The sequence below is a fragment of the Pseudomonas corrugata genome, from assembly GCF_001269905.1.
GTDB classification, from domain to species: domain Bacteria; phylum Pseudomonadota; class Gammaproteobacteria; order Pseudomonadales; family Pseudomonadaceae; genus Aquipseudomonas; species Aquipseudomonas corrugata.
On the sequence record NZ_LHVK01000014.1, the window covers coordinates 152924 to 177966 of the forward strand.

The 25043-nt window shown below is 61.1% G+C and carries 19 protein-coding genes; 10 read left to right on the plus strand and 9 right to left on the minus strand.

From position 1 onward, the window contains the following. Window positions 1–22: 22 nt before the first annotated feature. From ntrC to glnA, 6 genes are all read right to left on the minus strand, one after another. A complete protein-coding gene (ntrC, locus tag AD665_RS19015) occupies window positions 23–1459 on the minus strand; it encodes a nitrogen regulation protein NR(I) (RefSeq protein ID WP_024778067.1) in 1437 nt (478 codons plus the stop codon). Further along, the gene (gene glnL / locus AD665_RS19020; RefSeq protein WP_053193166.1) at window positions 1456–2541 is read right to left on the minus strand and encodes a nitrogen regulation protein NR(II); all 1086 of its coding nucleotides are present in this window, start codon (window positions 2539–2541) and stop codon (window positions 1456–1458) included. The genes ntrC and glnL overlap by 4 nt, the downstream gene beginning before the upstream one ends. A gap of 253 nt (window positions 2542–2794) precedes the next feature. Further along, entirely contained in the window at window positions 2795–3412 is a 618-nt protein-coding gene (locus AD665_RS19025) for a DUF4124 domain-containing protein (protein ID WP_053193169.1), read from the minus strand. Then, entirely contained in the window at window positions 3409–3927 is a 519-nt protein-coding gene (locus tag AD665_RS19030) for a DUF4124 domain-containing protein (RefSeq protein WP_024778070.1), read from the minus strand. The genes AD665_RS19025 and AD665_RS19030 overlap by 4 nt, the downstream gene beginning before the upstream one ends. A gap of 191 nt (window positions 3928–4118) precedes the next feature. Further along, complete coding sequence (locus AD665_RS19035; protein ID WP_024778071.1) at window positions 4119–4673, minus strand: chorismate mutase; 555 nt, start codon at window positions 4671–4673, stop codon at window positions 4119–4121. Between the two features lie 118 nt (window positions 4674–4791). Continuing rightward, window positions 4792–6198 carry a glutamate--ammonia ligase gene (gene glnA / locus AD665_RS19040; RefSeq protein WP_024778072.1) on the minus strand — a complete coding sequence of 469 codons (1407 nt, stop codon included), beginning with the start codon at window positions 6196–6198 and terminating at the stop codon, window positions 4792–4794. A 329-nt stretch (window positions 6199–6527) separates the two neighbouring features. Between glnA and thiI the strand changes: the two genes are divergently transcribed. Together thiI and typA are read left to right on the plus strand one after the other, a co-directional pair. Further along, a complete protein-coding gene (gene thiI / locus AD665_RS19045; RefSeq protein ID WP_024778073.1) occupies window positions 6528–7982 on the plus strand; it encodes a tRNA uracil 4-sulfurtransferase ThiI in 1455 nt (484 codons plus the stop codon). A gap of 138 nt (window positions 7983–8120) precedes the next feature. After that, window positions 8121–9941, plus strand: coding sequence for a translational GTPase TypA (typA, locus tag AD665_RS19050; protein ID WP_024778074.1), 1821 nt, complete (start codon window positions 8121–8123; stop codon window positions 9939–9941). 194 nt (window positions 9942–10135) lie between these two features. On the opposite strand, the gene AD665_RS19055 is transcribed toward typA, so the two are convergent. Next, on the minus strand, window positions 10136–10573 hold the full coding sequence (locus AD665_RS19055; RefSeq protein ID WP_053193171.1) for a YkgJ family cysteine cluster protein: 438 nt from the start codon (window positions 10571–10573) through the stop codon (window positions 10136–10138). Window positions 10574–10828: 255 nt separating this feature from the next. Between AD665_RS19055 and AD665_RS19060 the strand changes: the two genes are divergently transcribed. From AD665_RS19060 to AD665_RS19080, 5 genes are all read left to right on the plus strand, one after another. Further along, entirely contained in the window at window positions 10829–13279 is a 2451-nt protein-coding gene (locus tag AD665_RS19060) for a glycogen/starch/alpha-glucan phosphorylase (RefSeq protein ID WP_024778076.1), read from the plus strand. A gap of 315 nt (window positions 13280–13594) precedes the next feature. Next, entirely contained in the window at window positions 13595–17212 is a 3618-nt protein-coding gene (locus AD665_RS19065; RefSeq protein WP_053193173.1) for a DUF2339 domain-containing protein, read from the plus strand. Then, complete coding sequence (locus AD665_RS19070) at window positions 17209–18579, plus strand: DUF3999 domain-containing protein (RefSeq protein ID WP_024778078.1); 1371 nt, start codon at window positions 17209–17211, stop codon at window positions 18577–18579. The genes AD665_RS19065 and AD665_RS19070 overlap by 4 nt, the downstream gene beginning before the upstream one ends. A gap of 213 nt (window positions 18580–18792) precedes the next feature. Continuing rightward, a complete protein-coding gene (locus AD665_RS19075; protein ID WP_024778079.1) occupies window positions 18793–19803 on the plus strand; it encodes a class 1 fructose-bisphosphatase in 1011 nt (336 codons plus the stop codon). A 3-nt stretch (window positions 19804–19806) separates the two neighbouring features. Next, entirely contained in the window at window positions 19807–20403 is a 597-nt protein-coding gene (locus AD665_RS19080; protein ID WP_024778080.1) for a DUF924 family protein, read from the plus strand. 123 nt (window positions 20404–20526) lie between these two features. Here the strand turns inward: AD665_RS19080 and AD665_RS19085 are convergent, their stop codons facing one another. Further along, window positions 20527–22419: a methyl-accepting chemotaxis protein gene (locus AD665_RS19085; RefSeq protein ID WP_197677812.1), complete on the minus strand. Its 1893-nt coding sequence runs from the start codon at window positions 22417–22419 to the stop codon at window positions 20527–20529. Between AD665_RS19085 and AD665_RS27430 the strand changes: the two genes are divergently transcribed. The 3 genes from AD665_RS27430 to AD665_RS19095 all read left to right on the plus strand — a co-directional run bounded on the left by AD665_RS27430 (window position 22406) and on the right by AD665_RS19095 (window position 23559). After that, window positions 22406–22576 carry a hypothetical protein gene (locus tag AD665_RS27430; RefSeq protein ID WP_155254736.1) on the plus strand — a complete coding sequence of 57 codons (171 nt, stop codon included), beginning with the start codon at window positions 22406–22408 and terminating at the stop codon, window positions 22574–22576. The two genes, AD665_RS19085 and AD665_RS27430, sit on opposite strands and share 14 nt — an antisense overlap. 127 nt (window positions 22577–22703) lie before the next feature. Next, window positions 22704–22958 (plus strand): outer membrane protein assembly factor BamE domain-containing protein, encoded by a 255-nt coding sequence (locus AD665_RS19090; RefSeq protein ID WP_024778082.1) that lies wholly within the window; start codon window positions 22704–22706, stop codon window positions 22956–22958. 31 nt (window positions 22959–22989) lie between these two features. After that, window positions 22990–23559: a lipocalin family protein gene (locus AD665_RS19095; RefSeq protein WP_024778083.1), complete on the plus strand. Its 570-nt coding sequence runs from the start codon at window positions 22990–22992 to the stop codon at window positions 23557–23559. A 118-nt stretch (window positions 23560–23677) separates the two neighbouring features. Here AD665_RS19095 and AD665_RS19100 read toward each other — a convergent pair whose 3' ends face one another. Further along, a complete protein-coding gene (locus tag AD665_RS19100) occupies window positions 23678–25042 on the minus strand; it encodes a formimidoylglutamate deiminase (protein ID WP_053193182.1) in 1365 nt (454 codons plus the stop codon). Window position 25043 lies beyond the last annotated feature (1 nt).

Genomic DNA, 25043 nt, shown 5'->3' on the forward strand with positions numbered 1-25043 from the left:
TCAGCGAAAAGCCGACGGAGGCTCAGCCCTCTTCGCTTTCATCATCATCCCCGCCATCGACCTTCATCCCCAATTCCTTGATCTTGCGGGTCAAGGTATTGCGACCCCAGCCCAGCAATACGGCGGCGTCGCGGCGGCGGCCGGCGGTGTGCTTGAGGGCGGTTTCGATCATGATTCGTTCGAAACTCGGCACGGCACTGTCCAGCAGGCTCGACTGGCCTCGGGCCAAGGCCTGATCGGCCCACTGGCGCAGGGCCTGTTCCCAGTTGGTCACCGGGGCCGAGTCCTGTGGCAGGCTCAGCAGTTCCGGTGGCAGGTCGCCGATATGCACCTCACGTCCCGAGGCCATGACGGTGATCCAGCGACAGGTGTTCTCCAGCTGGCGCACGTTGCCGGGCCACGGCAGGTTCTTGAGGTATTCCTCGGTCTCGCTCTTGAGCAGCTTGGGCTCTACCGCCAGCTCCTGGGCGGCGCGGCTGAGGAAATGCCTGGCCAGGGTCGGGATGTCCTCGCGACGATCCGCCAGGCGCGGGATATGAATGCGGATCACGTTCAGGCGATGGAACAGGTCTTCACGGAATTTGCCGGCGTGAACCAGGGTTTCCAGGTTCTGGTGGGTCGCGGCGATGATGCGTACATCGACCTTGACCGGTGTATGGCCGCCTACCCGATAGAACTCGCCGTCCGCCAGCACGCGCAACAGACGGGTCTGGGTGTCGGCCGGCATGTCGCCGATCTCGTCGAGGAACAACGTGCCGCCGTCGGCCTGTTCGAAGCGCCCGCGTCGCAGGTTGGCCGCGCCGGTGAATGCGCCTTTTTCGTGACCGAACAGCTCGGACTCCATCAGGTCCTTGGGAATCGCAGCCATGTTCAGCGCGATGAACGGCGATGCCGCCCGTGGACTGTGGCGGTGCAGGGCATGGGCCACCAGTTCTTTACCGGTACCGGATTCGCCATTGATCAGCACGGTGATGTTGGAGTGGCTCAGGCGTCCGATCGCGCGAAACACTTCCTGCATCGCCGGCGCTTCGCCGATGATTTCCGGTGTGCGGGCCAGGGCCGGCACTTCTTCCAGGCCTTGCTGTTCCTGGGCGTGCTGGTTGGCGCGCTTGACCAGCGACACTGCTTCATCGACATCGAACGGCTTGGGCAGGTATTCGAAGGCTCCGCCCTGGTAGGACGCTACGGCGCTGTCCAGGTCGGAGTGGGCGGTCATGATGATCACCGGCAGCCGTGGATGCTCCTCGCGAATTCGCGCCAGCAAGTCCAGGCCGCTGGCGCCGGGCATGCGAATGTCGGAGATGATGACGTCCGGTTGCTGACGGGCCAGGCGACTCATCACGCCATCGGCGCTGTCAAAGCTCTGGGTGGTCATGCCTTCCTGTTGCAAGGCTTTTTCCAGGACCCAGCGGATAGAACGGTCGTCATCGACGATCCACACGGTTTCACTACGGCTCATGTCGATGTGGCTCCTTGTTCCAGTGGCAGGAAGATCGAGAAGGTGGTGTGGCCCGGGTGGCTCTCACACTCGATCAGGCCCTGATGCTGACTGATGATGTTCTGGGTAATGGCCAGGCCCAGCCCGGTACCGTCCGGACGGCCGCTGACCATGGGAAAGAAGATGGTTTCCTGCAACTCCATGGGGATGCCCGGGCCGTTGTCGATGATTTCGATCTTGGTCACCAGGCGATGGCGCACATGACCGATGGTGAACTGGCGCAGGGCGCGGGTGCGCAAGCTGATGCGGCCAAGGCGCAGCTCGTTCTGGCTGCCGATGGCCTGCATCGCGTTGCGCACGATATTCAACACGGCCTGGATCATCTGTTCACGATCGATCAAGACATCGGGAATGCTTGGGTCGTAGTCGCGCACCAATGTGATGCAACCCTGGCTTTCGGCTTCCACGAGGCTGCCGACGCGCTCCAGCACTTCGTGGACATTGCACAGGGCCAGGGACGGCAGCTTGTTGGAGCCGAGCATGCGGTCCACAAGATTTCGCAGGCGGTCGGCTTCCTCGATGATGACGTTGGTGTAGTCCTTGAGGCTTTCTTCAGGCAGTTCCCGGGCGAGCAATTGCGCAGCGCCACGAATGCCACCGAGGGGGTTCTTGATTTCATGAGCCAAGCCACGCACCAGCATCTTGCTGGTTTCCTGCTTGGACAACTGTGCCTCTTCCTTGGTGATGCGCAGCAAGCGATCACGGGGGTGGACTTCCAGCAGCAACAGGGTGGCACCGTTACTCAGGATCGGCGTTACCGCATAGTCGACCGTCAGCGTCTGACCGGTCAGGGCGGTGAGCATCGCTTCACGCTTGGTGAACGGGTGAGCCTGCTCCACGGCCTGGCGCAACGAGTTGAGCGCCTCGGCGGATTCGGTGAACAGCTCGCTGATGAACTGGCCATGGCTGCGCTGGCCGCTGACAGCCAGGAGCATCTCCGCCGCCGGGTTCATGTACTCGAGGCGCAGTTCAGCGTCGAGCAGAATGGTCGCGGTGGTGAGGTTATCGAGTAGCAAGCGGTGTAGGGCATCGCTAATGGTCATCGGGACCTCTTTTGAAGCGTGGCAATTCAGGGCCGGTCCTAAATTGCGCGCGCGATAAACGCGCTGATGGAAGGAAAATGCAAAAACCAAACCAAGGCTCCGAAAAGAAGCGTTTAGAGCCTGAAAAGGGTATTTTTCGCCCGATTGCGTGGCGTTCTGCCAGTTTTTCCGGGTACTTTCGAACCAAAATGGGTTGAAGCCTGGGTAGTGGCGCAACGATTCGCACCAATATAGTGCGCTGACATGGAGGGTGTTAGAAGAACGGCAGGATGCTGCTCTCTTCTTCCGGCTTATCGGCGAGGGGGCATTCGGGGCGCTGACCATAATCGGCGGTGGTGCAAGGCTTGATGCGGCGTTTCTGCGCCAGCGACGTGCGTTGCATGTGGAAGGGTTGGTTGGCGGTGCGTTCGACGATGCGGTCTTGCTCATCGAGGATTTCCACCGCCAGCTGGTGAGTCCCTCGATCAATGTTACTCAAGGCAAACACTGGGCTTGGTCCTGGTTCCCCAGTGGGCCGGCCGTCGAGCAGCAGGCGGTAGTGATGGCCCTTTTTCAGCCCTGGTTCACTGGTGGCGGTGACGATCAGTTCCCCCGCTGTGCTGCGTATCGTGGCGTCGGGCTCCGGGATCAGCAACCGGAGCATCTCGTAATGAAACAAGGGTTCTGACTGGACTTCGGTTGACGCCGAGGTTGCAGCAGGAGGCTGCGCGGGCATCCGGTTGCCGGGTGGCAGTTGGACTTTCTTCGCATTGCCGGGACGCGGTTGATCGGTGAAGACACGATTACCCTGAGCGTCGACATAGGTATAGACCTGCGCCATCCCTGGCAAGGCAGTCAGGGACAGGTACAGGGCCAGCGCCAAGCGAATCATGGCTGGTGCACCCGCTGCACGGTAAAAGTGACGGTTTCGCTCTGCTGCACAAGGTTTTCCCCATCGATGACCTGGACCGCCAACCGGTGCTCGCCCCGATCGATGTTCACCAGTTGCAGACGCGGCACGTTGGAGGGCAGGCCGTAGGGTTGGTCATCCAGCAACAGTCGGAACTGATGAGGACTTTGCAGGCGTGGTTGCGCCCGGACGCCGACGGTGAAAGTGCCGTTGTTGGCGCGCAGGGCTTGCTCGGTGGGGATGTCCGTCAGCTCGAGTGTTTCGTAGGCCTTGCGCGGCGATTCTCTACTGGCCGGAACTGGCGGCGTGTCCGGGCCGGTTGGCGGCTGATGTTCGATGCTGTTGAGCGGAGGCAACTCCACCGTCTGGGTCGGAACGCCTTGGGGTGGTTGGTTGCTATAGGCCGTGTTGCCATTGGCGTCGGTGTATTTGTAGATCTGGGCTGCTGCGGGCAGTGCCAGTAGCAGCGATAGCATTCCTGGAAAAACGCGACCCATAAAATCAACCGGAAACTGAAAGTGTTGCATGCAGCATAGGACAAGGAGCCGGTCGGCCCAACCCAAAGAGTTCAACACTGAAACCCCTTTGTGGGAGCCTGCTCGTGATGGCGATGTGTCAGGCAACAGCAATGTTGCTGATCGATCGCCATCGCGAGCAGGCTCGCTCCCACAGGGGAATGTGTGTTGCTTCAGCTTTTGGCTAGGCACAGTTCAGCAGTCGCCCGTATCAGGGCAAGTCGGTGCACCGGGTGCTGTTTGTCGTGGTGGGTGGCCCGGGCCAGCCATTGCGGGCACTGCGGATCGGTACGGTAGGGGGCGAAATCGGCCAGTTGTTGCAGCAGGCGTTTTTGCAGTCGATCGAGTTGCGGGCGGATTTGCCCCACCAGGTCCGGACGCGGGAGGTCCGGCGCCTTGCCTTCCAGGGTCCAGTCGGACAGGTCGATGTACTGCACCAGTTTGTTGGCTTCTATCTGGGCGGTGAAAAACGCTTCCACGGTTTCCCCGGACAGCTTGTAGGTCGGCGCCTGGGCGACCGCGGCGGCAATGACTTCACGCTCGCGCTGGCGGTCTTCTACCGGTTTATGACTGTCCCATTTGCTCAGCGCCACTTGATCGGCGATGGCTATGCGTTCGCCGATGGCGTTCAGCAAAGGGGTCAGGGCGTCGGGAGCGGGCTTGGCTTCGGCTGTGCTTGCCAGCAGCGCGGTGGAAAGGGCGAGGCCAAGTGTGAAGCGCAAGTTCATGGGCAATCTCTTCCAAGGGGAGGGGCGACGGTCATCATGCACGTAACCTGCGCCCATGAAAAAGGCCTCCCGAAGGAGGCCTCTCTTGTTTCACGCCGCGTATGCGAGCGCTACCGGATCAGCAGCTGTAGTACAGCTCATATTCCAGTGGGTGTACGAAGGTGCGAACCTTGATTTCTTCTTCGCTTTTCAGTGCGATGTAAGCGTCGATGAAGTCATCGCTGAATACGCCGCCCTTGGTCAGGAACGCACGGCCCTTGTCCAGCTCTTCCAGGGCTTCTTTCAGGCTGCCGCAAACCTGTGGGATTTCCTTGGCCTCTTCAGGCGGCAGGTCATACAGGTTCTTGTCGGCGGCATCGCCAGGGTGGATCTTGTTCTGGATACCGTCCAGACCGGCCATCATCAGTGCGGCGAAGGCCAGGTATGGGTTGGCAGCCGGATCCGGGAAGCGGGCTTCGATACGGCGGGCTTTAGGGCTGTTCACGTACGGAATACGGATCGAAGCGGAGCGGTTGCGAGCCGAGTAGGCCAGCATTACCGGCGCTTCGAAGCCTGGTACCAGACGCTTGTAGGAGTTGGTCGACGGGTTGGTGAAGCCATTCAGGGCCTTACCGTGCTTGATGATACCGCCGATGAAGTACAGGGCGGTGTCCGACAGACCGGCATAGCCTTCGCCTGCGAAAGTGTTCTTGCCGTCCTTGGAGATCGACACGTGAACGTGCATGCCCGAACCGTTGTCGCCATACAGTGGCTTCGGCATGAAGGTCGCGGTGCGGCCATAGGCGTCGGCAACGTTGTGCACGACATATTTCAGGGTCTGGACTTCGTCAGCCTTCTTGACCAGCGTGTTGAACTTCACGCCGATTTCGTTCTGGCCGGCAGTCGCCACTTCGTGGTGGTGAACTTCGACGGTCTGGCCCATTTCTTCCAGTGCGTTGCACATGGAGGTACGGATTTCGTGGTCGAAATCGAACGGTGGTACTGGGAAGTAGCCGCCTTTCACGCCTGGACGGTGGCCTTTGTTGCCGCCTTCCACGTCCTGGTCGGACATCCACGAACCTTGTTCGGAGAAGATCTTGAACATGGAGCCGGAGATGTCGGACTTGAACTTGACCGAGTCGAAGATGAAGAACTCAGGCTCGGGACCGAAGAAAGCGGTGTCGCCGATACCGGTGGACTTCAGGTATTCCTCGGCACGGTGGGCAATGGCGCGTGGGTCGCGGTCATAGCCTTGCATGGTCGAAGGTTCGATGATGTCGCAGACCAGGATCAGGGTCGGCTCTTCGGTGAACGGATCCAGAACGGCGGTTTCGTCGTCCGGCATCAGGATCATGTCGGACGCTTCGATGCCCTTCCAGCCAGAGATGGAGGAACCGTCGAACATCTTGCCGATTTCGAAGAAATCGTCATCCAGGGCATCACGGGCCGGCATGGTCACGTGATGTTGAGTGCCTTTGGTGTCAGTGAAGCGCAGATCAATCCACTTGACGTCATGATCTTTGATGAGTTGAACCGACTTCGACATATGTCCTCCGGGTGGCTTCGGGCGGGTAATGGTATGCCCGTAGATATGAGTGATGCCGGCGCGAATACTCTGCCAAGGCAACCTGCCTCACAAGGGAGCAAATTGCATGCCAGTGCCCCAGCTTGGGTTTTTTGCACCAAACCCACGCCTTTCCAGGGCTTGAACGGCAGATTGTCAGACAATTGCGCACTGTAATGTAGCGCAATGGAAGGCGGATGACCTGTTTTGGTGCGCTCAAAACGGGGCACACATTAATTGGTCAAACCTTGAGCAATTTCCGCTATAATCCGCGCCCCCCTTTTTCGGCTGGCCGTTCGCGCGCTGTTTTCATGAAACTAATCGTAAAAGTCTTTCCCGAAATCACCATCAAGAGCCGCCCGGTCCGGACGCGTTTCATCCGGCAGTTGGCGAAGAACATCCGTGCCGTGCTCCGTGATCTGGACCCGGTCGTGGTGGTGAATGGCGTGTGGGACAATCTCGAACTGGAAACCCGCGTCAGCGATCCCAGGATCCTGAAGGAAATGACCGAGCGGCTGACCTGCATGCCGGGCATCGCGCACTTTCTGCAGGTGGATGAATATCCGCTGGGGGATTTCGACGACATCGTCGCCAAATGCAAGCTGCATTATGGCAATGCGTTGGCCGGCAAGATTTTCTCGGTACGTTGCAAGCGCGCGGGCAAGCACCCGTTCAGCTCGATGGACGTGGACCGGTACGTCGGCAGCCAACTGCGCCAGCAATGCGGCGCCGCTGGTATCTCGTTGAAAAACCCGCAGGTTGAAGTACGCATCGAAATTCGCGACCAACGGTTGTTCGTCATCCACAGCCAGCACAACAGCATCGGCGGGTATCCGCTGGGTGCCCTGGAGCAGACGCTGGTGCTGATGTCGGGCGGCTTCGACTCCACGGTTGCGGCCTATCAGATCATGCGACGCGGACTGATGAGCCATTTCTGCTTCTTCAACCTCGGCGGGCGTGCCCATGAGCTGGGTGTGATGGAAGTGGCGCACTTCATCTGGAAGAAGTACGGCAGCTCCCAGCGCGTGTTATTTGTGAGTGTGCCGTTCGAAGAAGTTCTGGGGGAAATCCTCGGCAAAGTCGACGACAGTCATATGGGCGTCATTTTGAAGCGTATGATGTTGCGTGCCGCGTCCAGCATCGCCGATCGCCTGCACATCGATGCGCTGGTCACCGGCGAGGCGATTTCCCAGGTATCGAGCCAGACGCTGCCGAACCTGTCGGTTATCGACTGCGTGACCGAAAAGCTTGTACTGCGCCCGCTGATCGCCAGCCACAAGCAGGACATCATCGACACGGCCAACGCGATTGGCACCGCTGAATTTGCCCGGCACATGCCGGAGTACTGCGGGGTCATCTCGGTCAATCCGAAGACGGCCGCCAAGCGCGGACGCGTGGAGCATGAAGAGAAAGAATTCGACATGGCGGTGCTCGAGCGTGCGCTCGAAAACGCCAGGCTGGTGCCAATCGATCGAGTGATCGACGAATTGGGTCAGGACATCAAGATTGAAGAAGTCGGCGAAGCGCTGGCTGGTCAGATCATCATCGACATCCGTCATCCGGACGACGCTGAAGACGACCCGTTGAGCGTCGCCGGTATCGAGGTACAAACGATGCCGTTCTATGCAGTGAACGCGCGTTTCAAGGAACTGGACCCTACTCGCCAGTACCTGCTGTATTGCGACAAAGGCGTGATGAGTCGCCTGCATGCCCACCATTTGCTCAGTGAGGGGCATGCCAATGTGCGCGTTTATCGACCGAGCTAAGTGCCCGGGGCTGTTTGCCTGTGGCCTGCGTCACCGGCCCCCCGACGCCGCCGACAAGCTGTAGCGGCTTTGTCGGACTCAACGTAAATCGCTGCCACGACCTGTCAGCACACCGAATCCTCTGATCGAGATACACAAGTGATCGAAAATCTACGCAACATCGCCATCATTGCCCACGTTGACCATGGTAAGACCACCCTGGTAGACAAACTCTTGCGTCAATCCGGCACCCTGGAACGCAACGAGCTCAACGACGAGCGCGTGATGGACTCCAACGACCAGGAAAAAGAGCGTGGTATCACCATCCTGGCGAAAAACACCGCCATCAACTGGAACGGCTACCACATCAACATCGTGGACACCCCGGGCCACGCCGACTTCGGTGGTGAAGTAGAGCGCGTGATGTCGATGGTCGACTCCGTGCTGCTGCTGGTCGACGCCCAGGACGGCCCTATGCCGCAAACCCGCTTCGTGACCAAGAAAGCGTTCGAAGCCGGCCTCAAGCCGATCGTGGTGATCAACAAGGTCGACCGTCCGGGCGCGCGTCCTGACTGGGTTCTGGACCAGATCTTCGACCTGTTCGACAACCTCGGTGCCACCGACGAACAACTGGACTTCCAGGTCGTCTACGCCTCGGCCCTGAACGGCATTGCCGGTCTGGACCACACCGCCATGGCTGAAGACATGACCCCGCTGTACCAGTCGATCGTCGACAACGTACCAGCGCCAGCCGTTGACCGTGACGGTCCGTTCCAGATGCAGATCTCGGCCCTGGACTACAACAGCTTCCTGGGTGTGATCGGCGTTGGCCGTATCGCCCGTGGTCGCGTCAAGCCGAACACCCCGGTTGTCGCCATCGACGTCGACGGCAAGAAACGCAACGGCCGTATCCTGAAGCTGATGGGTCACCACGGTCTGCACCGTGTGGACGTCGAAGAAGCGGCTGCCGGCGACATCGTCTGCATCAGCGGCTTCGAAGAGCTGTTCATCTCCGACACCCTGTGCGACCCGACCGTTGTCGAGGCGATGAAGCCGCTGACCGTCGACGAGCCGACTGTTTCCATGACCTTCCAGGTCAACGACTCGCCATTCTGCGGTAAGGAAGGCAAGTTCGTGACTTCCCGTAACATCAAGGAACGTCTGGACAAGGAGCTGCTGTACAACGTTGCACTGCGCGTTGAAGAAGGCGACTCGGCCGACAAGTTCAAGGTTTCCGGCCGTGGTGAGCTGCACCTCTCGGTACTGATCGAAACCATGCGTCGCGAAGGCTTCGAAATGGCCGTAGGCCGTCCTGAAGTGATCATCCGCGTCGTCGATGGCAATAAGCAGGAACCGTTCGAGAACGTCACCATCGACATCCCTGAGGAATCCCAGGGCAAGGTCATGGAAGAAATGGGCCTGCGTAAAGGCGACCTGACCAACATGTCCCCGGATGGCAAAGGGCGTGTGCGCCTGGAGTACAACATCCCGGCTCGTGGCCTGATCGGTTTCCGTAACCAGTTCCTGACTCTGACCAACGGTGCTGGCATCCTGACCTCGATCTTCGATCGCTACGACACCATGAAGTCCGGTCACATGTCCGGCCGTCAGAACGGCGTCCTGGTATCGGTGGAAACCGGCAAGGCGCTGACCTACTCCCTGGAAACCCTCCAGGCGCGTGGCAAGCTGTTCGTCGAGCACGGCCAGGAAATCTACAACGGCCAGATCGTAGGTCTGAACAGCCGTGACAACGACCTGGGCGTCAACCCTACCAAGGGCAAGAAGCTCGACAACATGCGTGCTTCGGGTAAAGACGAAACCATCGCCCTGGTTCCACCTGTTCGCTTCACCCTGGAACAGGCACTGGAATTCATCCAGGATGACGAGCTGTGTGAAGTGACGCCTAAGTCCATCCGTCTTCGCAAGAAGATCCTGGATGAAGGCGAGCGTACCCGCGCTGCCAAGAAAGCCAAGGCTTGATCGTTTAGCTTCGGCTGAATGAAAAACGCCCCCGGTCGTGAGACCGGGGGCGTTTTTTTTATGCCTGGGATTTTTGTAGTGACTATTCGGGCCTCATCGCGAGCGGGCTCGCTCCCACAGGTTCAGCACCGTCCATGTGGGAGCGAGCCTGCTCGCGATAGCGCCAGACCAGGCGCCGCTGAAACATCAGTGGATCAAAACCGATCCAGCGTCCGCGGATTGCGCTCGTGCTCCACTTCCTTGGGCTTGTACGCGCAATACCCCGGCCGTGGGCCGACCCGCGGATGATTGCGGCAGGTGTCCGGGCGTTTCTCGTAAATGGTGCACAGGCGGCTCTTGCGGTCCAGATAAAGGCAATCGTTGTTGCTCATGCGCTGGAGCGTGAAGATCTCCGACTTCTGGTTGTAACGCTCGACGATCCCTTCCTTTTGCAGGCGCTTGGCAATGTTTTTCGGTGGGTCGCCCAGTTCGAATTCGTCGACGATGCCGATCCTGATCAGGTCCTTGATCTTGACCTCGACCGGGAGCGTGCAGCAGCTCGACACGCAGGAACCGCACATCGGGGCGGAATACTTGGCCCAGGTATCGAGTCGGTCGATCTCCGCGGCGGCGATCAGGTTGGGCTTCATCATCTAGGTATACCAGCATGCATCAGGGCGCGCGATCATACCGGGACTGATGAAATTTTGAACGACCATCCGCCGGTTTTTTTTCTTGCCCGGCAGAATCCTCCCTTGGCGGCATGGCCCCTGCATTCATTCGTCCATCGGCAATTTCCTGGCGGCAATTCTCCGGCATTCGGGGAAAAAGCCACCGAACCAAGAGCCTGTGCCGTCTGTCAGACCGTCTAGGCTCAGACAATTCCATGCTCGTTCGAGGTCTTATTCATGACTCAAGAACCACTTGTTCGCGAAGCAGAAGTGGCCGCATTTCGCGACGCTGTGTTGACCAAACTCACTTATGCCGTCGGCAAGGACCCGGATCATGCCTTTGATCACGATTGGTTCGAAGCCATTGCCCTTGCCGCCCGCGACCACATGGTCGAACACTGGATGGATCACACGCGACAGATCTATCGCAAGGGCCAGAAGCGGGTCTACTACCTTTCTCTGGAGTTCCTCATCGGACGCCTGCTCTACGACAGCCTGAGCAACCTCGGCCTGCTGGACACTGCCCGCGAAGCTCTGACCGAGCTGGGGGTGGACCTGGAGCGCATCCGCTTGCTCGAGCCCGATGCGGCGTTGGGCAACGGCGGCCTCGGCCGGTTGGCGGCGTGCTTCATGGAAAGCATGTCGACCCTGGGCATCGCCGGCCATGGCTACGGTATTCGTTACGAGCACGGCCTGTTTCGCCAGGCGATCGTCGATGGTTGGCAGCAGGAGCAGACCGAGCATTGGCTGGATTTCGGCAACCCCTGGGAGTTCGAACGGCCGGAAGTGGTCTACCCGATCGGGTTCGGCGGTAGCGTCGAGACCGTCACCGACGAGACCGGCAAGACCCGGCAGGTCTGGTCTCCAGGTGAAACCGTACGGGCCATTGCCTATGACACCCCGGTGGTGGGCTGGCGGGGGGCGAGCGTGAACACCCTGCGCCTGTGGCGCGCCCGGGCCGTGGAAGACCTGCACCTGGAGCGCTTCAATGCCGGCGACCACCTTGGTGCCGTGGCTGAGGTCGCCCGGGCCGAAAGTATCTCCCGCGTGCTCTACCCGGCCGACAGCACCGAGGCCGGCCAGGAACTGCGGCTGCGCCAGGAGTATTTCTTCGTTGCCGCCTCGTTACAGGACCTGCTGCGCCGTCACCGCAACATGCACACCTCGGTACTGACCCTGGGAGATCACGCGGCGATCCAGCTCAACGACACCCACCCGTCCATCGCCGTGGCCGAGCTGATGCGCCAGTTGGTGGACGTCTACGACGTGGCCTGGGACGCGGCCTGGCAGATCACCCAGGACACGCTGTCGTACACCAACCACACGCTGCTGCCCGAAGCCCTGGAAACCTGGCCGGTCGGGTTGATGGAGCGCATGCTGCCGCGACATATGCAGATCATCTACCTGATCAACGCCCAGCATATCGATTCGCTGCGGGCCAAGGGGGTGCACGATTTCGACGTGCTGCGCTCAGTGTCGCTGATCGAAGAAGACAACGGCCGCCGGGTACGCATGGGCAATCTCGCGTTTCTCGGCTCCCACAGCGTCAACGGCGTGTCCGGGTTGCACACGCAATTGATGCGCAGCACAGTATTTTCGGAGCTGCACAAGCTCTACCCGGAGCGGATCAATAACAAGACCAACGGAGTCACGTTCCGCCGCTGGTTGTTCCAGGCCAACGCCGAACTGACCTCGATGATGGTCGATGCCCTCGGCCCGAGCGTGCTCGATAACCCTGAGGAGCGCCTGATCGAGCTGGAGCCGTTCGCCGACAAGCAGGCCTTCCGCAAACTGTTCGCCGAACAGCGCCTGCACAGCAAGAAGGCCCTGGCGTACCTGATCCACGAACGCTTGGGCATTGCCGTGAACCCGGCGGCGATGTTCGACGTGCAGGTCAAGCGGATTCACGAATACAAGCGCCAACTGCTCAACCTGATGCACACCGTGGCGCTGTACCAGGCGATTCGCGCCGAGCCGGAGGTGGATTGGGTACCACGGGTGAAAATCTTCGCCGGCAAGGCCGCCGCCAGCTACCACCAGGCCAAGCTGATCATCAAGTTGACCAACGACATCGCCCGGGTGGTGAACAACGACCCGACTGTGCGCGGCCTGCTCAAAGTGGTGTTCTTGCCCAACTACAACGTCAGCCTGGCCGAAAGCATCATCCCGGCTGCAGACCTGTCGGAGCAGATCTCCACGGCCGGTTTCGAAGCGTCGGGCACCAGTAACATGAAGTTCGGCCTCAACGGCGCACTGACCATCGGCACCATGGATGGCGCCAACGTGGAAATGCATGAGCGGGTGGGGGGTGAGCACATGTTCATTTTCGGCCTGACGGCCGAGCAGGTGGAAGCGCGCAAGCGCAACGGTGAATTCAGCGCTGCGCCGGACATTGCCGCGTCCCATCGCCTCAGCGATGTGTTGCAGGCGATTCGTGGCGGGGTGTTCTCGCCCGACGACCCGATGCGCTACACCGGCCTGGTGGATTCGCTGGTGGACCATGACCGCTTCCTGGTCTGCGCTGATTTCGACGCCTACTGGAACGCCCAGGCCAAGGTCGAAGAGCGTTGGCACGATTCCAAGCAGTGGTGGCGCTCGGCGGTGCTCAACACGGCGCGCATGGGCTGGTTCTCCTCCGATCGGACCATCCGCGAATACGCCACCGACATCTGGAAGGCCCTGGAATAGCATCTGTAAGAAATGTGAGCGAAGCCCAACGGCAAGTGGGCTTCGTCGATATACTGAGCGCCAGTTTCGCCGGGCTGTGTGGCCGGATTCAGGACAGGAAGCCCTCATGACCCCTGTGGGAGCGAGCCCTGTGGGAGCCCAGCTTGCTCGCGATGAACGATGACGCGGTTTGCAGTTAAACCGTGTCGACTCCATCGCGAGCAAGCTCGGTCCCACAGGGCTCGCTCCCACAGGTTGTGTGTGGTTTCCACTAGACTGAGCCAGGCACCGCATCACCCGGTCATGCCCGCAAGGGGCCGCTCAGGGATATCAACCATGCAATGGATTTTGACGCTGTTGGGCCTGGCAATCGGCTGGGTGGTGGATGAGTCGTTCGCCGATGCGCTGATAGGTGCATTGTCGGGGCTCGGCATCGCTCTGGTCTTGCGGCTGCGACGCCTCGGGGCCCAGACCGATAAACAACAGCGTCTGCTGGAAGCGACCCAACAAAACCTGCTGACGCTGGAAGCACGTCTTGCCGTGCTTGAGCGCGGCACTGTATCTGCGCCAAGCGCACCTGCACCTGAGATCGTCGTGGCCCAGGCTCCGAAACCTGAAGCTCGGCACGAGGCAGAAGCAGAGACGGAACTGGTCTGGGAGCTTCCGCCTGACCTGGCGCCGGCCCCCGCGATGGTGACACAAGCCAGCCAACCGCTGCCCGACGACATTTGGACCCCAGCACCGGTCACTGCTCAGCATGAAGTTCACGGCGCCGAGCCTATGGACCCGATCGTCACGCCGCCTGTCCCTCGCGGCCCCGGTTTCATCGAGCGTGCCGTGGCCGGTGCGCGCAACTGGCTGTTCGGTGGCAATACCGTACTGCGGGTTGGCGTGCTGCTGTTGTTCCTCGGCCTGGCGTTTCTATTGCGCTATGCCACTGAAGGCATGGTGGTGCCGATCGAACTGCGCTATGCCGGTGTCGCGGCCAGTGCGTTGGGCTTGCTGGGTCTGGGCTGGTGGCTGCGCCAGCGCAACAACAGTTATGCGCTGATGCTCCAGGGTACCGGCATCGCTGTGTTGTACCTGACGGTGTTCGCCGCCATGCGCCTGCATCCACTGCTCGATTCCAAGGCCGCGTTGGGGCTGCTGGTGGCGGTCACGGTGTTCTCGGCGATCCTGGCAATGACCCAGAACGCTCTGGGGCTGGCCGCTGCCGCCGCGCTGGGCGGCTTTGCCGCGCCAATCCTGACCTCCACCGGCAGCGGTAACCATGTCGCGCTGTTCAGCTACTTCATCCTGCTCAATGCCGGCATTCTCGCGATTGCCTGGTTCAAGGCCTGGCGCCTGCTCAACCTGATCGGTTTTGTCGGGACCTTCGGCATCGGTATCGCCTGGGGCTTGCGTTCGTATACGCCGGCACTGTTCTTCAGCACCGAACCGTTCCTGATCATTTTTTTCCTCATGTACCTGGCGATTGGCTTGCTGTTCACCCGGCGCAAACTGCTGGAGATGAGCGACGGTCCCGAGGATGACAGCCGTGAAGCGCTGCTGCGCTGGTCGGCGCGCAAGGGCGATTATGTGGACGGCACAATGCTGTTCGGCCCGCCGCTGGTGGGCTTCGGCTTGCAGCTCACGCTGGTGATGTTCCTGGATCTGGCCGCAGCGTTCAGTGCCCTCGTCCTGGGCATGATTTACATGGGCCTGGCCCGGGTGTTGATGAGGGGACGCGCCCTGTTGCTGGCCGAAACCTGCCTGGCACTCGGGGTGATTTTTACCAGCCTGGCGATTCCCCTGGGCCTCGATGCCCGTTGGACCACGGCAGCGTGGGCGGTGGAAGGCGCGGGGATTTTCTGGCTGGGCCTGCGTCAGCAGCGACCACTGGCGCGTGCGTTTGCCTTGCTGCTGCAGTTGGGCGCGGCGCGGGCTTTCTTCGGTGAATTGCAGATCGGCCAGGGCAGTCTGCTCCAAGGCGCTCCATTGGGAGCGTTGATGCTGGGCGCCGCGTTGCTGTTCAGCTTCTATCAATTGCGCAAGGCGGCGCCGGGGCACACCGCGAGTTGGGAGCGCCAGGTGCAGCCGGTGCTGGCTGTGTTGGGGCTGGGCTCGCTCTATCTGCTGGCGCCGCTGTTTTTCTTCACCCACGGCACCGCCATCACCTGGGCGCTGGCCGGTCTGGCGACGCTGTTTGTCGGCCTGCGCCTGCAAGCGCGTAGCTTCCTGTTCATGGCGTTTGGCGTACAGCTGCTGGGGGGCGCACTGTTCCTGATGCGTTTGCGCGGCGCCGAAGGGGATTCGGCAGCAGTGTTCGCCGCCGGCTGGAGCGGCTTGCTCAGCGCCTCGTTGATCGGCCTGGCCTTGATTGGCGGCATGTTGCTGGCCGCCCGCGACGAAATGGTGCGCAACGACATTCGGTTGCTGCGTGGCTTGTCGGTGGTGTTGCTGGCGGGGCTGGCTTTGATCAACCTCGCTGTGCTGTTCGTCCTGCCCTGGCAAACGGCGAGCGGCGTGTGGGCCGCCAGTGGCCTGTTGATCATCTGGTTGAGCCTGTACCTGAAACAACGCGTGAGCTTCGTGTTCGGCCTGCTCCTGCAAGTGTTGGGCGGTGCGGCGTTCCTGGTGGCGGGGCCGGCCTTGCTCGGACCGCTCGACAGCGAGGGGCTGCGGCCCCTGGCCCACAGTGGCTTCTGGACGCCGATGGTGCTGGGACTGGCGGCGCTGGTGGGGGCTTGGCGACTGCAACGGGGCCATCCGGCCGCGGTGTTCGATGTCTTGAGTTTGCAGCGGTTGTCCGAGTTGCTGTTGATCTGGGGCGCCGGTTGGTGGTCGCTGACGTGGATCAGCGAAGTGCTGCGCTTTGCCCCGGTCCATTTGCAAGGCAGCTTGCTGCTGATTGTCGCGGCGCTCAGTGTCGCGGTGTGGGCGATTCTGGCGCTGCGCTTGCAGTGGCCGGCGCTGGGGTTGCTGTGCACCTTGCTGATTCCTGCGGCGGGCTGTGTGTTGGTCGCGACCTGGCACAGCCGTTACCACCCGGCGGCGGATTTCGGCTGGCTGGCCTGGTTGATCCTGTTCGGTGTGCATTTGCTGTCGCTCAAGCGCCTGGCCTCGATGCTCCCGGACGCGGTTCGCAGCACCGCCCATGTACTCGGTTGCTGGTTGCTGATCGGCGTGTTGGCCCTGGAGCTGCGTTATGGCCTGTTGCTGTTGTCCGAGCAATACAACGCCTGGCGTTGGCTGGGTTGGGCGATCCTGCCGAGCCTGTACCTGGTGCTGATGGCCGCGCCGCGGGCCTGGCCATGGCCGATATCGGCTCAACCGCGGGAGTATCGCGTCTACGCGGCGGCGCCTCTGGCCCTGTTGATGCTGGGGTGGTTCTGGCTGGCCAACACCTTCAGCGATGGCATCGCCGAGCCGTTGCCGTATGTGCCGCTGCTCAACCCATTGGAGCTGGGCCTGTTGTTCGCCCTGTTCGGTGTCTACGTATGGGCCCGTAGCGCGCTGGCGCAGTTGGCGATCCGTTGGGCCCATGCCGAACACGTCGCCCAGTTGATCGCCGGGGTCTCACTGTTCGCGTTCTTCACCGCCCTGGTAATGCGCAGCGCCCACCATTGGCTGGATGTGCCGTTCGAACTGGACGCATTGCTCGAATCCATGTTCGTGCAGGCCGGGTTGTCTCTGGTCTGGACCCTGATCGCCCTGGGCCTGATGATCGGCGGGCATCTGAGGCATCGCCGCGAGGTGTGGCTGATCGGTGCGGCGCTGATTGCCGTGGTGGTGGCCAAGTTGTTCTTTGTCGAATTGAGTAACCGTGGTGGTCTGGCGCGGATTGTGTCGTTTATCGGCGTGGGTGTATTGCTGCTGGTGGTGGGTTACTTCGCACCGCTGCCGCCCAAACGGCCGGAAACGGTTCCAGAGGCCGAGCCGCCAATGCCTGTCAGTGAGGGAGTGTCATCTTGAGTCGCAAGTTGAGTCGGATCGGCCTGGGTGTGGTCGGGTTGTGGGTGGCATTGTCGGCTACGGCCCAGGAAAAACCGGCGGACTTCGCCCATCAGGTGCCGTTGACCTTGAGTGGCGAAGGGCCGTGGTATCGCTTGCCGTTGCCGTTGGAGGTCCAGTTGCAGGCCCGGCAGACCGACCTGAGCGACGTACGGGTCTTCAATGCGGCCGGGCAGCCCCAGGCGTATGCGCTGGTCCGCGAGACCGCGCAGAGCCGGGAAGAGCGTACCGTCACCGACGTGAAGTGGTTCCCGCTGTACAACGCTGCCGATGACAACGAGCGTGCCCCCAGTGTACGGGTGCAGTCGAACGCCAACGGCACGCTGGTGGAAGTCCAGCCGGCGAGTCGGCTCGAGGCGGGGGAGGAGGAGTTGCGCGGCTGGTTGCTGGATGCCAGTGCAATCAAGGCACCCTTGCAGCAGTTGATTCTCGACTGGACCAGCGAACGCGACGGCTTTCAGCGGTTTACCATCGAGGCCAGCGACGACTTGCAGAACTGGCAGGCATGGGGTGAAGGCCAGGTGGCGCGCCTGGCCTTCGCCGATGAGCGGGTCGAGCAGCATGAAGTTAACCTGCCGGGGCAGTCGGCGCGTTACCTGCGGCTGTTGTGGGATTCGCCGTCTTCCGCGCCGGTGCTGACGTCGGCGCAGTTGCAGAGCGCCAGTCGCGAGAACCTGCCGTTGCCACTGGCCTGGTCGCAGCCGTTGGCCGGCAGCACCGTGAAAGCCGGTGAATACACCTGGCAATTGCCCATGGGGCTGAATATCGAGGAGGTGCAGGTCGAGCTGAGCCAGGCCAACAGCCTGGCGCCGGTGACCCTGGCCGGGCGCCGTGAGAGCAGTCATCCGTGGCAGCCGATGGGCAGTGGTTTGCTGTACCGGCTGACCCAGAACGGCCAGGACGTGGTGCAGAACCAACTGCAGTTGTCCGGCCAGACCGTCCAGCAATTAAAGCTGACGGTGGACGAGCGCGGCGGTGGTCTCGGTACCGAAGCGCCGGCCCTGCGCTTTGCCGTGCGCCCGACCCAGGTGGTGTTCCTCGCCCGTGGCGAAGGCCCCTACAGCCTGGCGCTGGGCAGCGCGACGGTGAAGGCGGCCAGCCTGCCACTGACGACACTGGTGCCCGATTACCGTCCTTCGCGCCTGGCGACCCTGGGTGCGGCGACGGTGAATGGGCCCACGACCTCTGCACCGGCGGCTGAAACGGCGCCGGCCGTCGTCGGGACCAACTGGAAGAAAATCGGCCTGTGGGCGGTGCTGGTGCTGAGCGTGCTGTTCCTCGGCTCGATGGCCTTCAGCCTGCTGCGCAAGCCGCCGGTCAAATCCTGAAAGCGGGTGCTTCGCACCCATCGCGAGCAGGCTCGCTCCCACACTTGATCGGATTCTGTCAGGGGAAACACAATCCAATGTGGGAGCGAGCCTGCTCGCGATGACGCCACTCTGTGAACTCAATCCTCCATTCCCCGTCTCATAGGAGGAATTAAGTCCCGACACGCGCTAAACTGCGCTGGTTTTTCCGCCCCCTATTCTTCGGAGCCGTCCATGTCTCGCGTTACCTTGAGTCGCTATTTGATTGAGCAGACCCGCAGCAACAATACTCCTGCCGATCTGCGCTTTTTGATCGAAGTGGTGGCGCGTGCCTGCAAGGAGATCAGCCACGCCGTATCCAAAGGCGCGCTGGGTGGGGTCCTGGGCAGCATGGGCACCGAAAACGTGCAAGGCGAAGTGCAGAAGAAACTCGACGTGATTTCCAACGAGATCCTGCTCGAAGCCAACGAATGGGGCGGTCACCTGGCCGGCATGGCGTCCGAGGAAATGGACAATGCCTACCAGATCCCGGGCAAATACCCCAAGGGTGCCTACCTGTTGGTATTCGACCCGCTGGACGGTTCGTCGAACATCGACATCAACGCGCCGGTCGGCACCATCTTCTCGGTATTGCGTTGCCCGAACGAATACCTGAGCCAGAACGAAGCCTTGAACGAAAAGGCCTTCCTGCAGCCAGGCACCCAGCAAGTGGCCGCCGGTTATGCCATCTACGGTCCGCAGACCATGCTGGTGCTGACCCTGGGCGACGGCGTCAAGGGCTTCACCCTGGACCGGGAAATGGGCAGCTTCGTGTTGACCCACGAGAACATCACCATTCCCGAAACCACCCAGGAATTCGCTATCAACATGTCCAACCAGCGCCACTGGGAAGCCCCGGTACAGCGCTACGTCGGCGAATTGCTGGCCGGTGAAGAAGGTCCGTTGAAAAAGAACTACAACATGCGCTGGGTGGCCGCGATGGTTGCCGACGTACACCGCATCCTGAACCGCGGTGGCCTGTTCATGTACCCCCGCGACAGTCGTGAGCCGACCAAGCCAGGCAAACTGCGCTTGATGTACGAAGCCAATCCGATGTCGTTCCTGGTGGAACAGGCCGGCGGCGCTTCCACCGATGGTCACCAGCGCATTCTCGACATCAAGCCTGAAGGCCTGCACCAGCGCGTGGCGGTGTTCCTCGGTTCGAAGGAAGAAGTGGCCCGCGCCACGGCCTACCACAAGGAATAAATCATGGCCGAGCCTTGGCAGCCGTTACTCGATTGGTGGTTTGGTTCAGCCGACACGCCGGACGAAATAGCGGCTGAAAAGAACAAGCTGTGGTTCGGTAAACACCATGATCGCCAGGCGCGCGAGCGTTTTGGCGATCAGGTCGATCAGGCACTGGCCGGCGGATTGACCGACTGGGCGCAACGCCCGGAAGGTTGGCTGGCCCTGGTGCTGCTGCTCGACCAATTCCCGCGGATGATCTTTCGCGAAACCCCCAAGGCCTTCTCCGGCGATCTTCGTGCCCAGGCGTTGGTGGCCCAGGGGCTGGCAGCAGGTTTCGACCGGCAACTCAAACCCATCCAGCGCGTATTCATCTACCTGGTGCTCGAGCACTGCGAAAACCTCGCCGTGCAGAATGAGGCTGTGTCGCGGTTTATCGAGTTGGTTCGAGAGCAGCCGGAAGCGGATCGAACGGTGTTCGAAAGCAATCTGGACTATGCCGAACGGCATCAGAAAATCATTGCCCGGTTTGGACGGTTTCCCCATCGCAACGCAGTGTTGGGGCGGGCGTCTACGGCTGAGGAAGTGGAGTTCTTGAAGGGGCCGGGGTCTAAATTCTGATTTCGCGGTGAGGCGGGTGCCGTCTTCGCGGGCAAGCCCGCTCCCACAGTTGACCGAGTTCCGTCGGAAGAAACTCAATCGACTGTGGGAGCGGGCTTGCCCGCGAAGGGGCCCGAAAGAGCGTTAGATCCGGAAGCTGCCCACCAACTGCTTCAACCGCGCCGCCTGCTGTTCAAGGTCGGTACAAGCCCGCAACGTGGCTTGCAGGTTTTCCACACCTTCCTGGTTCAGTGTGTTGATCTCGGTAATGTCGACGTTAATCGACTCTACCACGGCGGTCTGCTCTTCGGTGGCGGTGGCCACGGACTGGTTCATGCCGTCGATCTCGCCGATGCGCTGGGTCACGCTGCCGAGGCGCTCGCCGGCCTGGTTGGCGATGCCGACGCTGCTTTCGCTCTGGCGCTGGCTGTCGGTCATGGTCAGCACCGCTTCCCTTGCGCCGACTTGCAACTCTTCAATCATCTTCTGTACTTGCTGCGCCGAATCCTGGGTGCGGTGGGCCAGGTTGCGCACCTCATCGGCCACCACGGCGAAACCGCGTCCGGCTTCACCCGCGCGGGCCGCTTCAATGGCCGCGTTGAGTGCGAGCAGGTTGGTCTGCTGGGAAATGCTGGTGATGACTTCGAGGATCTGGCCGATGTTCACCGTGCTGCTGTTCAGGGTTTCGATGTTGCCGCACGAATCGCTGATCTTTGCCGACAGCTGCTGCATGGCGGCGATGGTTTTATCTACCACCTGCTGACCGTCTTCTGCCAGGTTGCGGGCGTCGCTGGAATGTTGCGAGGCGAGGGCAGCGTTCTGGGCGATCTCCTGGGCCGCGGCACCGAGCTGGTTGATGGCCGCCGCCACGCTGCTGGTGCGCGAGGCTTGCTGGTCGGAATTGAACATCGACGAGTTGGAGGCGCTGACCACACGCAGCGCCACTTCGTTGACTTGGCCGGTGGCCGACGCCACTTCACGGATCGAGGTGTGGATACGCTCGACGAAACGGTTGAAGGAGGTCCCCAGGGCACCGAATTCATCCTGGCCATGAATGGTCAGGCGTCGGGTCAGGTCACCTTCACCTTCGGCAATGTCATGCATCGCACGGCCCATGGTCAGCAGCGGTTGCATCAGCACGCGGATCAGCATGCCGAGCAGCGCGATGATGAACACCACGGCGATGGCCATGGCGATCAGCGCCGAGGTGCGGAACTCGCTGAGCATGGCCAGCGCCGTGTCCTTGTCGAGCACCAGTGCCACGTACCAGTCGGCTCCCGGCACGCCGTTGACGCGGGTGAAAGAGATGAACTGGGTCTTACCGTCGAGTTCGACTTCCTTCATGCCTGGGCTGACCTGCGGCGCACCGTTGGGGTAAGCCTCGGCCAGGGTCTTGAGGATGCGTTTGCTGTCAGGGTGGATCAGGATCTTGCCATCGGCGCTGACGATGAACGCATAGCCGTGACCGCCGAAGTTCAGCGAGTTGATGATGGCGCTGACGCTCGACAAGTCGATGTCCGCACCCGCCACGCCGATCATCTGGTTCTGATGCTGTACCGGGGCAGCGACGGTAATCACCAGTTTGCCCGACGAGGCGGCAATGTAGGGTTCGGTGACGACGGTCTGCTGTGCGCTGTTGGCGGCCTTGTACCAGCCTCGCGCGCGAGGATCGTAGTCGGCGGCGCGATTGCCGGCCGGCACCGAGAACATCACGCCGTCGACGCCACCGAAGTAGCTGAGCTGGAAGTTGCCGGTATAGGCGGGCAGATCGACAGCACGCTTGAGACTGGTGGCGCTGCTGCCGTCCACGGCAATCTGTTGGGCCATCGATTGCAGCAGTTGGGTGCGACCTTCGACCCACGTCTGGATGTTGCGGCTGGTCAGGCTGCCGAGCTCCTGCATGGACGTTTCGGTGCTGTTATGCAGGCTCTGGCGCTGACGGTAGTCGTTGAACAAGATGAAACAGGCGAATGCAACGGCTACCACAAGGGCTGCCGCCAGCAGGATTTTGTGGCTGAATTTCATGTTTCTGGTCATTAAGAACGCTACCGCACAGGAGCTGGTCAGGAAGGGGCGTCAATTTGCCATAAGGCAAGGCATCGCGCTGTTCTTTTTATCGGTGCGCAAGCGCCAGGATTCAGGCGTCAGAGGCACAAACCCGACGAAATGCATGACGCCATCAAAAAACGGTTGATTTACCGACGAACTACCTGTTTTTACCCCAATAAATACTGGGGTCTCCGGGGAACCAGATAGGGGTTTTCTCTTCTAAGCTTCAGGTTGGCACCCTGCCACCTTCCTTCCGCTCCAGGAGTTTCACGATGTCCCTGCGATCCATCGCGTTGTTGTCTTTGTGCGTCTTGTTGACCGCATGCAGCAAGGTCAACCAGGAAAACTATTCGAAGCTGTCGGCCGGCATGTCCAAGGCCGAAGTCGAGACGTTACTGGGAAAACCAACCGACTGTTCGGGCGCGCTCGGCATGTCCAGTTGCACCTGGGGCGACCAGAAAAGCTTTATCAGCGTGCAGTATGCCGGTGAGAAAGTGTTGATGTTTTCCGGCCAAGGCCTGAAGTAGACCGGGGCCACGTGCCCACGGGAGAAAAATAATGATGCGGTTATTGTTAGTGCTTTTAGCCGGCCTGGTATTGGCCGGCTGTGCCACTTCTGGCGAAGACCCGTTGGCGCCCAAGACCGCCAACAGCGTCAATCTCAAGCGTTACCAAGGGACCTGGTACGAGTTGGCCCGCCTGCCAATGTATTTCCAGCGCAACTGCGCGCAATCGGAAGCCCATTACACCCTCAAGCCTGACGGCAACATGGGTGTGTTCAATCGCTGCCTGACCTCTGACTGGAAGTGGGAAGAAGCCAAGGGCACCGCCACGCCCCAGGTACCGGGCAAGACTGACAAACTCTGGGTCGAATTCGACACCTGGTTCTCTCGGATCCTGCCGGGTGTGTCGAAGGGACAGTATTGGGTGTTGTACGTCAGCGATGACTACAAGACTGCCATCGTTGGCGACCCGAGTCGGCGCTACATGTGGCTGTTGTCCCGTACGCCGACCGTCAATGGTGTGGTACGCGAAGAATTGCTGAGCAAGGCGCGCCAGCAGGGCTATGACACGACACGGCTGATCTGGCGTGCGTCGGATCGGCAGATGGCCAAGACGTCGGATTGACGGCCAGGGAATGACCCTGTGGAGCGAGCCTGCTCGCGATGACGGACTTTCATCAACATCTCTGTTGAATGTAAAGGCTTCATCGCGAGCAGGCTCGCTCCCACAAGGGGAGTTGCGGTCAGCCTAGAAGATCGCGCAATACCTGGGTGAACGCCCGGGCGCTTTGCTCTTCTGCGGCGTGATGCCCGTTACGCACCACCCACTTGCCGCCCACCATGACATCCCGCACCTGGCGATCACCGCCGGCAAACAGCCAGCGATTGAGGATGCCGTCGCCCTGGGCCGTGGCCAGGTAAGGGTCGTTACCGTCGAGTACCAGCCAGTCGGCACGCTTGCCGATTTCTAGGGCGCCGATGGGTTGCCCCAATGCCTGGGCGCCACCGTCCAGCGCCGCATCGAACAGCGTGCGCCCGACCATCGGCTGATCTGCCCGATACAGACGGTTACGCCGTTGATCCCGCAGACGCTGGCCGTATTCCAGCCAACGCAGTTCTTCCACCACGCTCAATGACACATGGCTGTCGGAACCGATACCCAGGCGCCCGCCTTGGGCGAGGTAATCCACTGCCGGGAAAATACCGTCACCCAGGTTGGCTTCGGTGGTCAGGCACAGGCCGGCAATCGCCTGGCTCCTGGCCATGAGGCTGACTTCATGGGCATTGGCGTGGGTGGCGTGGACCAGGCACCAGCGCTGATCCACCTCGGTGTTTTCATACAACCATTGCAGCGGACGGGCACCGCTCCAGCTCAGGCAATCGTCGACTTCCTTCTGCTGCTCGGCGATGTGGATATGCACCGGGCAGTGAGCGTCGCTGGCGGCCAGTACCTCCTGGATCTGTCCGGGCGTGACGGCGCGCAGGGAGTGGAAACACAACCCCAGCGCCTGCAGCGGTTGACCGGCCAGGATCGGTTGCAGCCGTGACTGAAGCTTCAAGTAGTTCTCGGTGCTATTGATGAACCGACGCTGCCCGTCATTGGGCGCCTGGCCGCCAAAACCTGAATGGCTGTAGAGCACCGGCAGCAGTGTCAGCCCGATGCCGGCAGTGCTGGCGGCGTGGCTGACGCACAAGGCCAGCTCCGCCGGGTTGGCGTAAGGTGTACCGTCGGTGTCGTGGTGTACGTAATGGAATTCGGCGACCGAGGTGTAACCGGCCTTGAGCATTTCGATGTACAGCTGTCGGGCAATGATGCCGAGTTGGTCGGGGCTGATTTTTCCGACCAGGCGGTACATCAGGTCGCGCCAGGTCCAGAAACTGTCGTTGGGATTGCCCGCCACTTCCGCCAGGCCGGCCATGGCCCGCTGGAACGCGTGGGAATGCAGGTTCGGCATACCCGGCAACAGCGGACCGTCCAGCCGCTCGGCGCCGTCTGCGTGGGAGCCGGCCTGGATATGGGTCAGGACACCTTGGGCGTCGACTTCAAGACGTACATCATTGGCCCATCCACTAGGCAACAGCGCGCGTTCGGCAAAGAAGGCGGACATG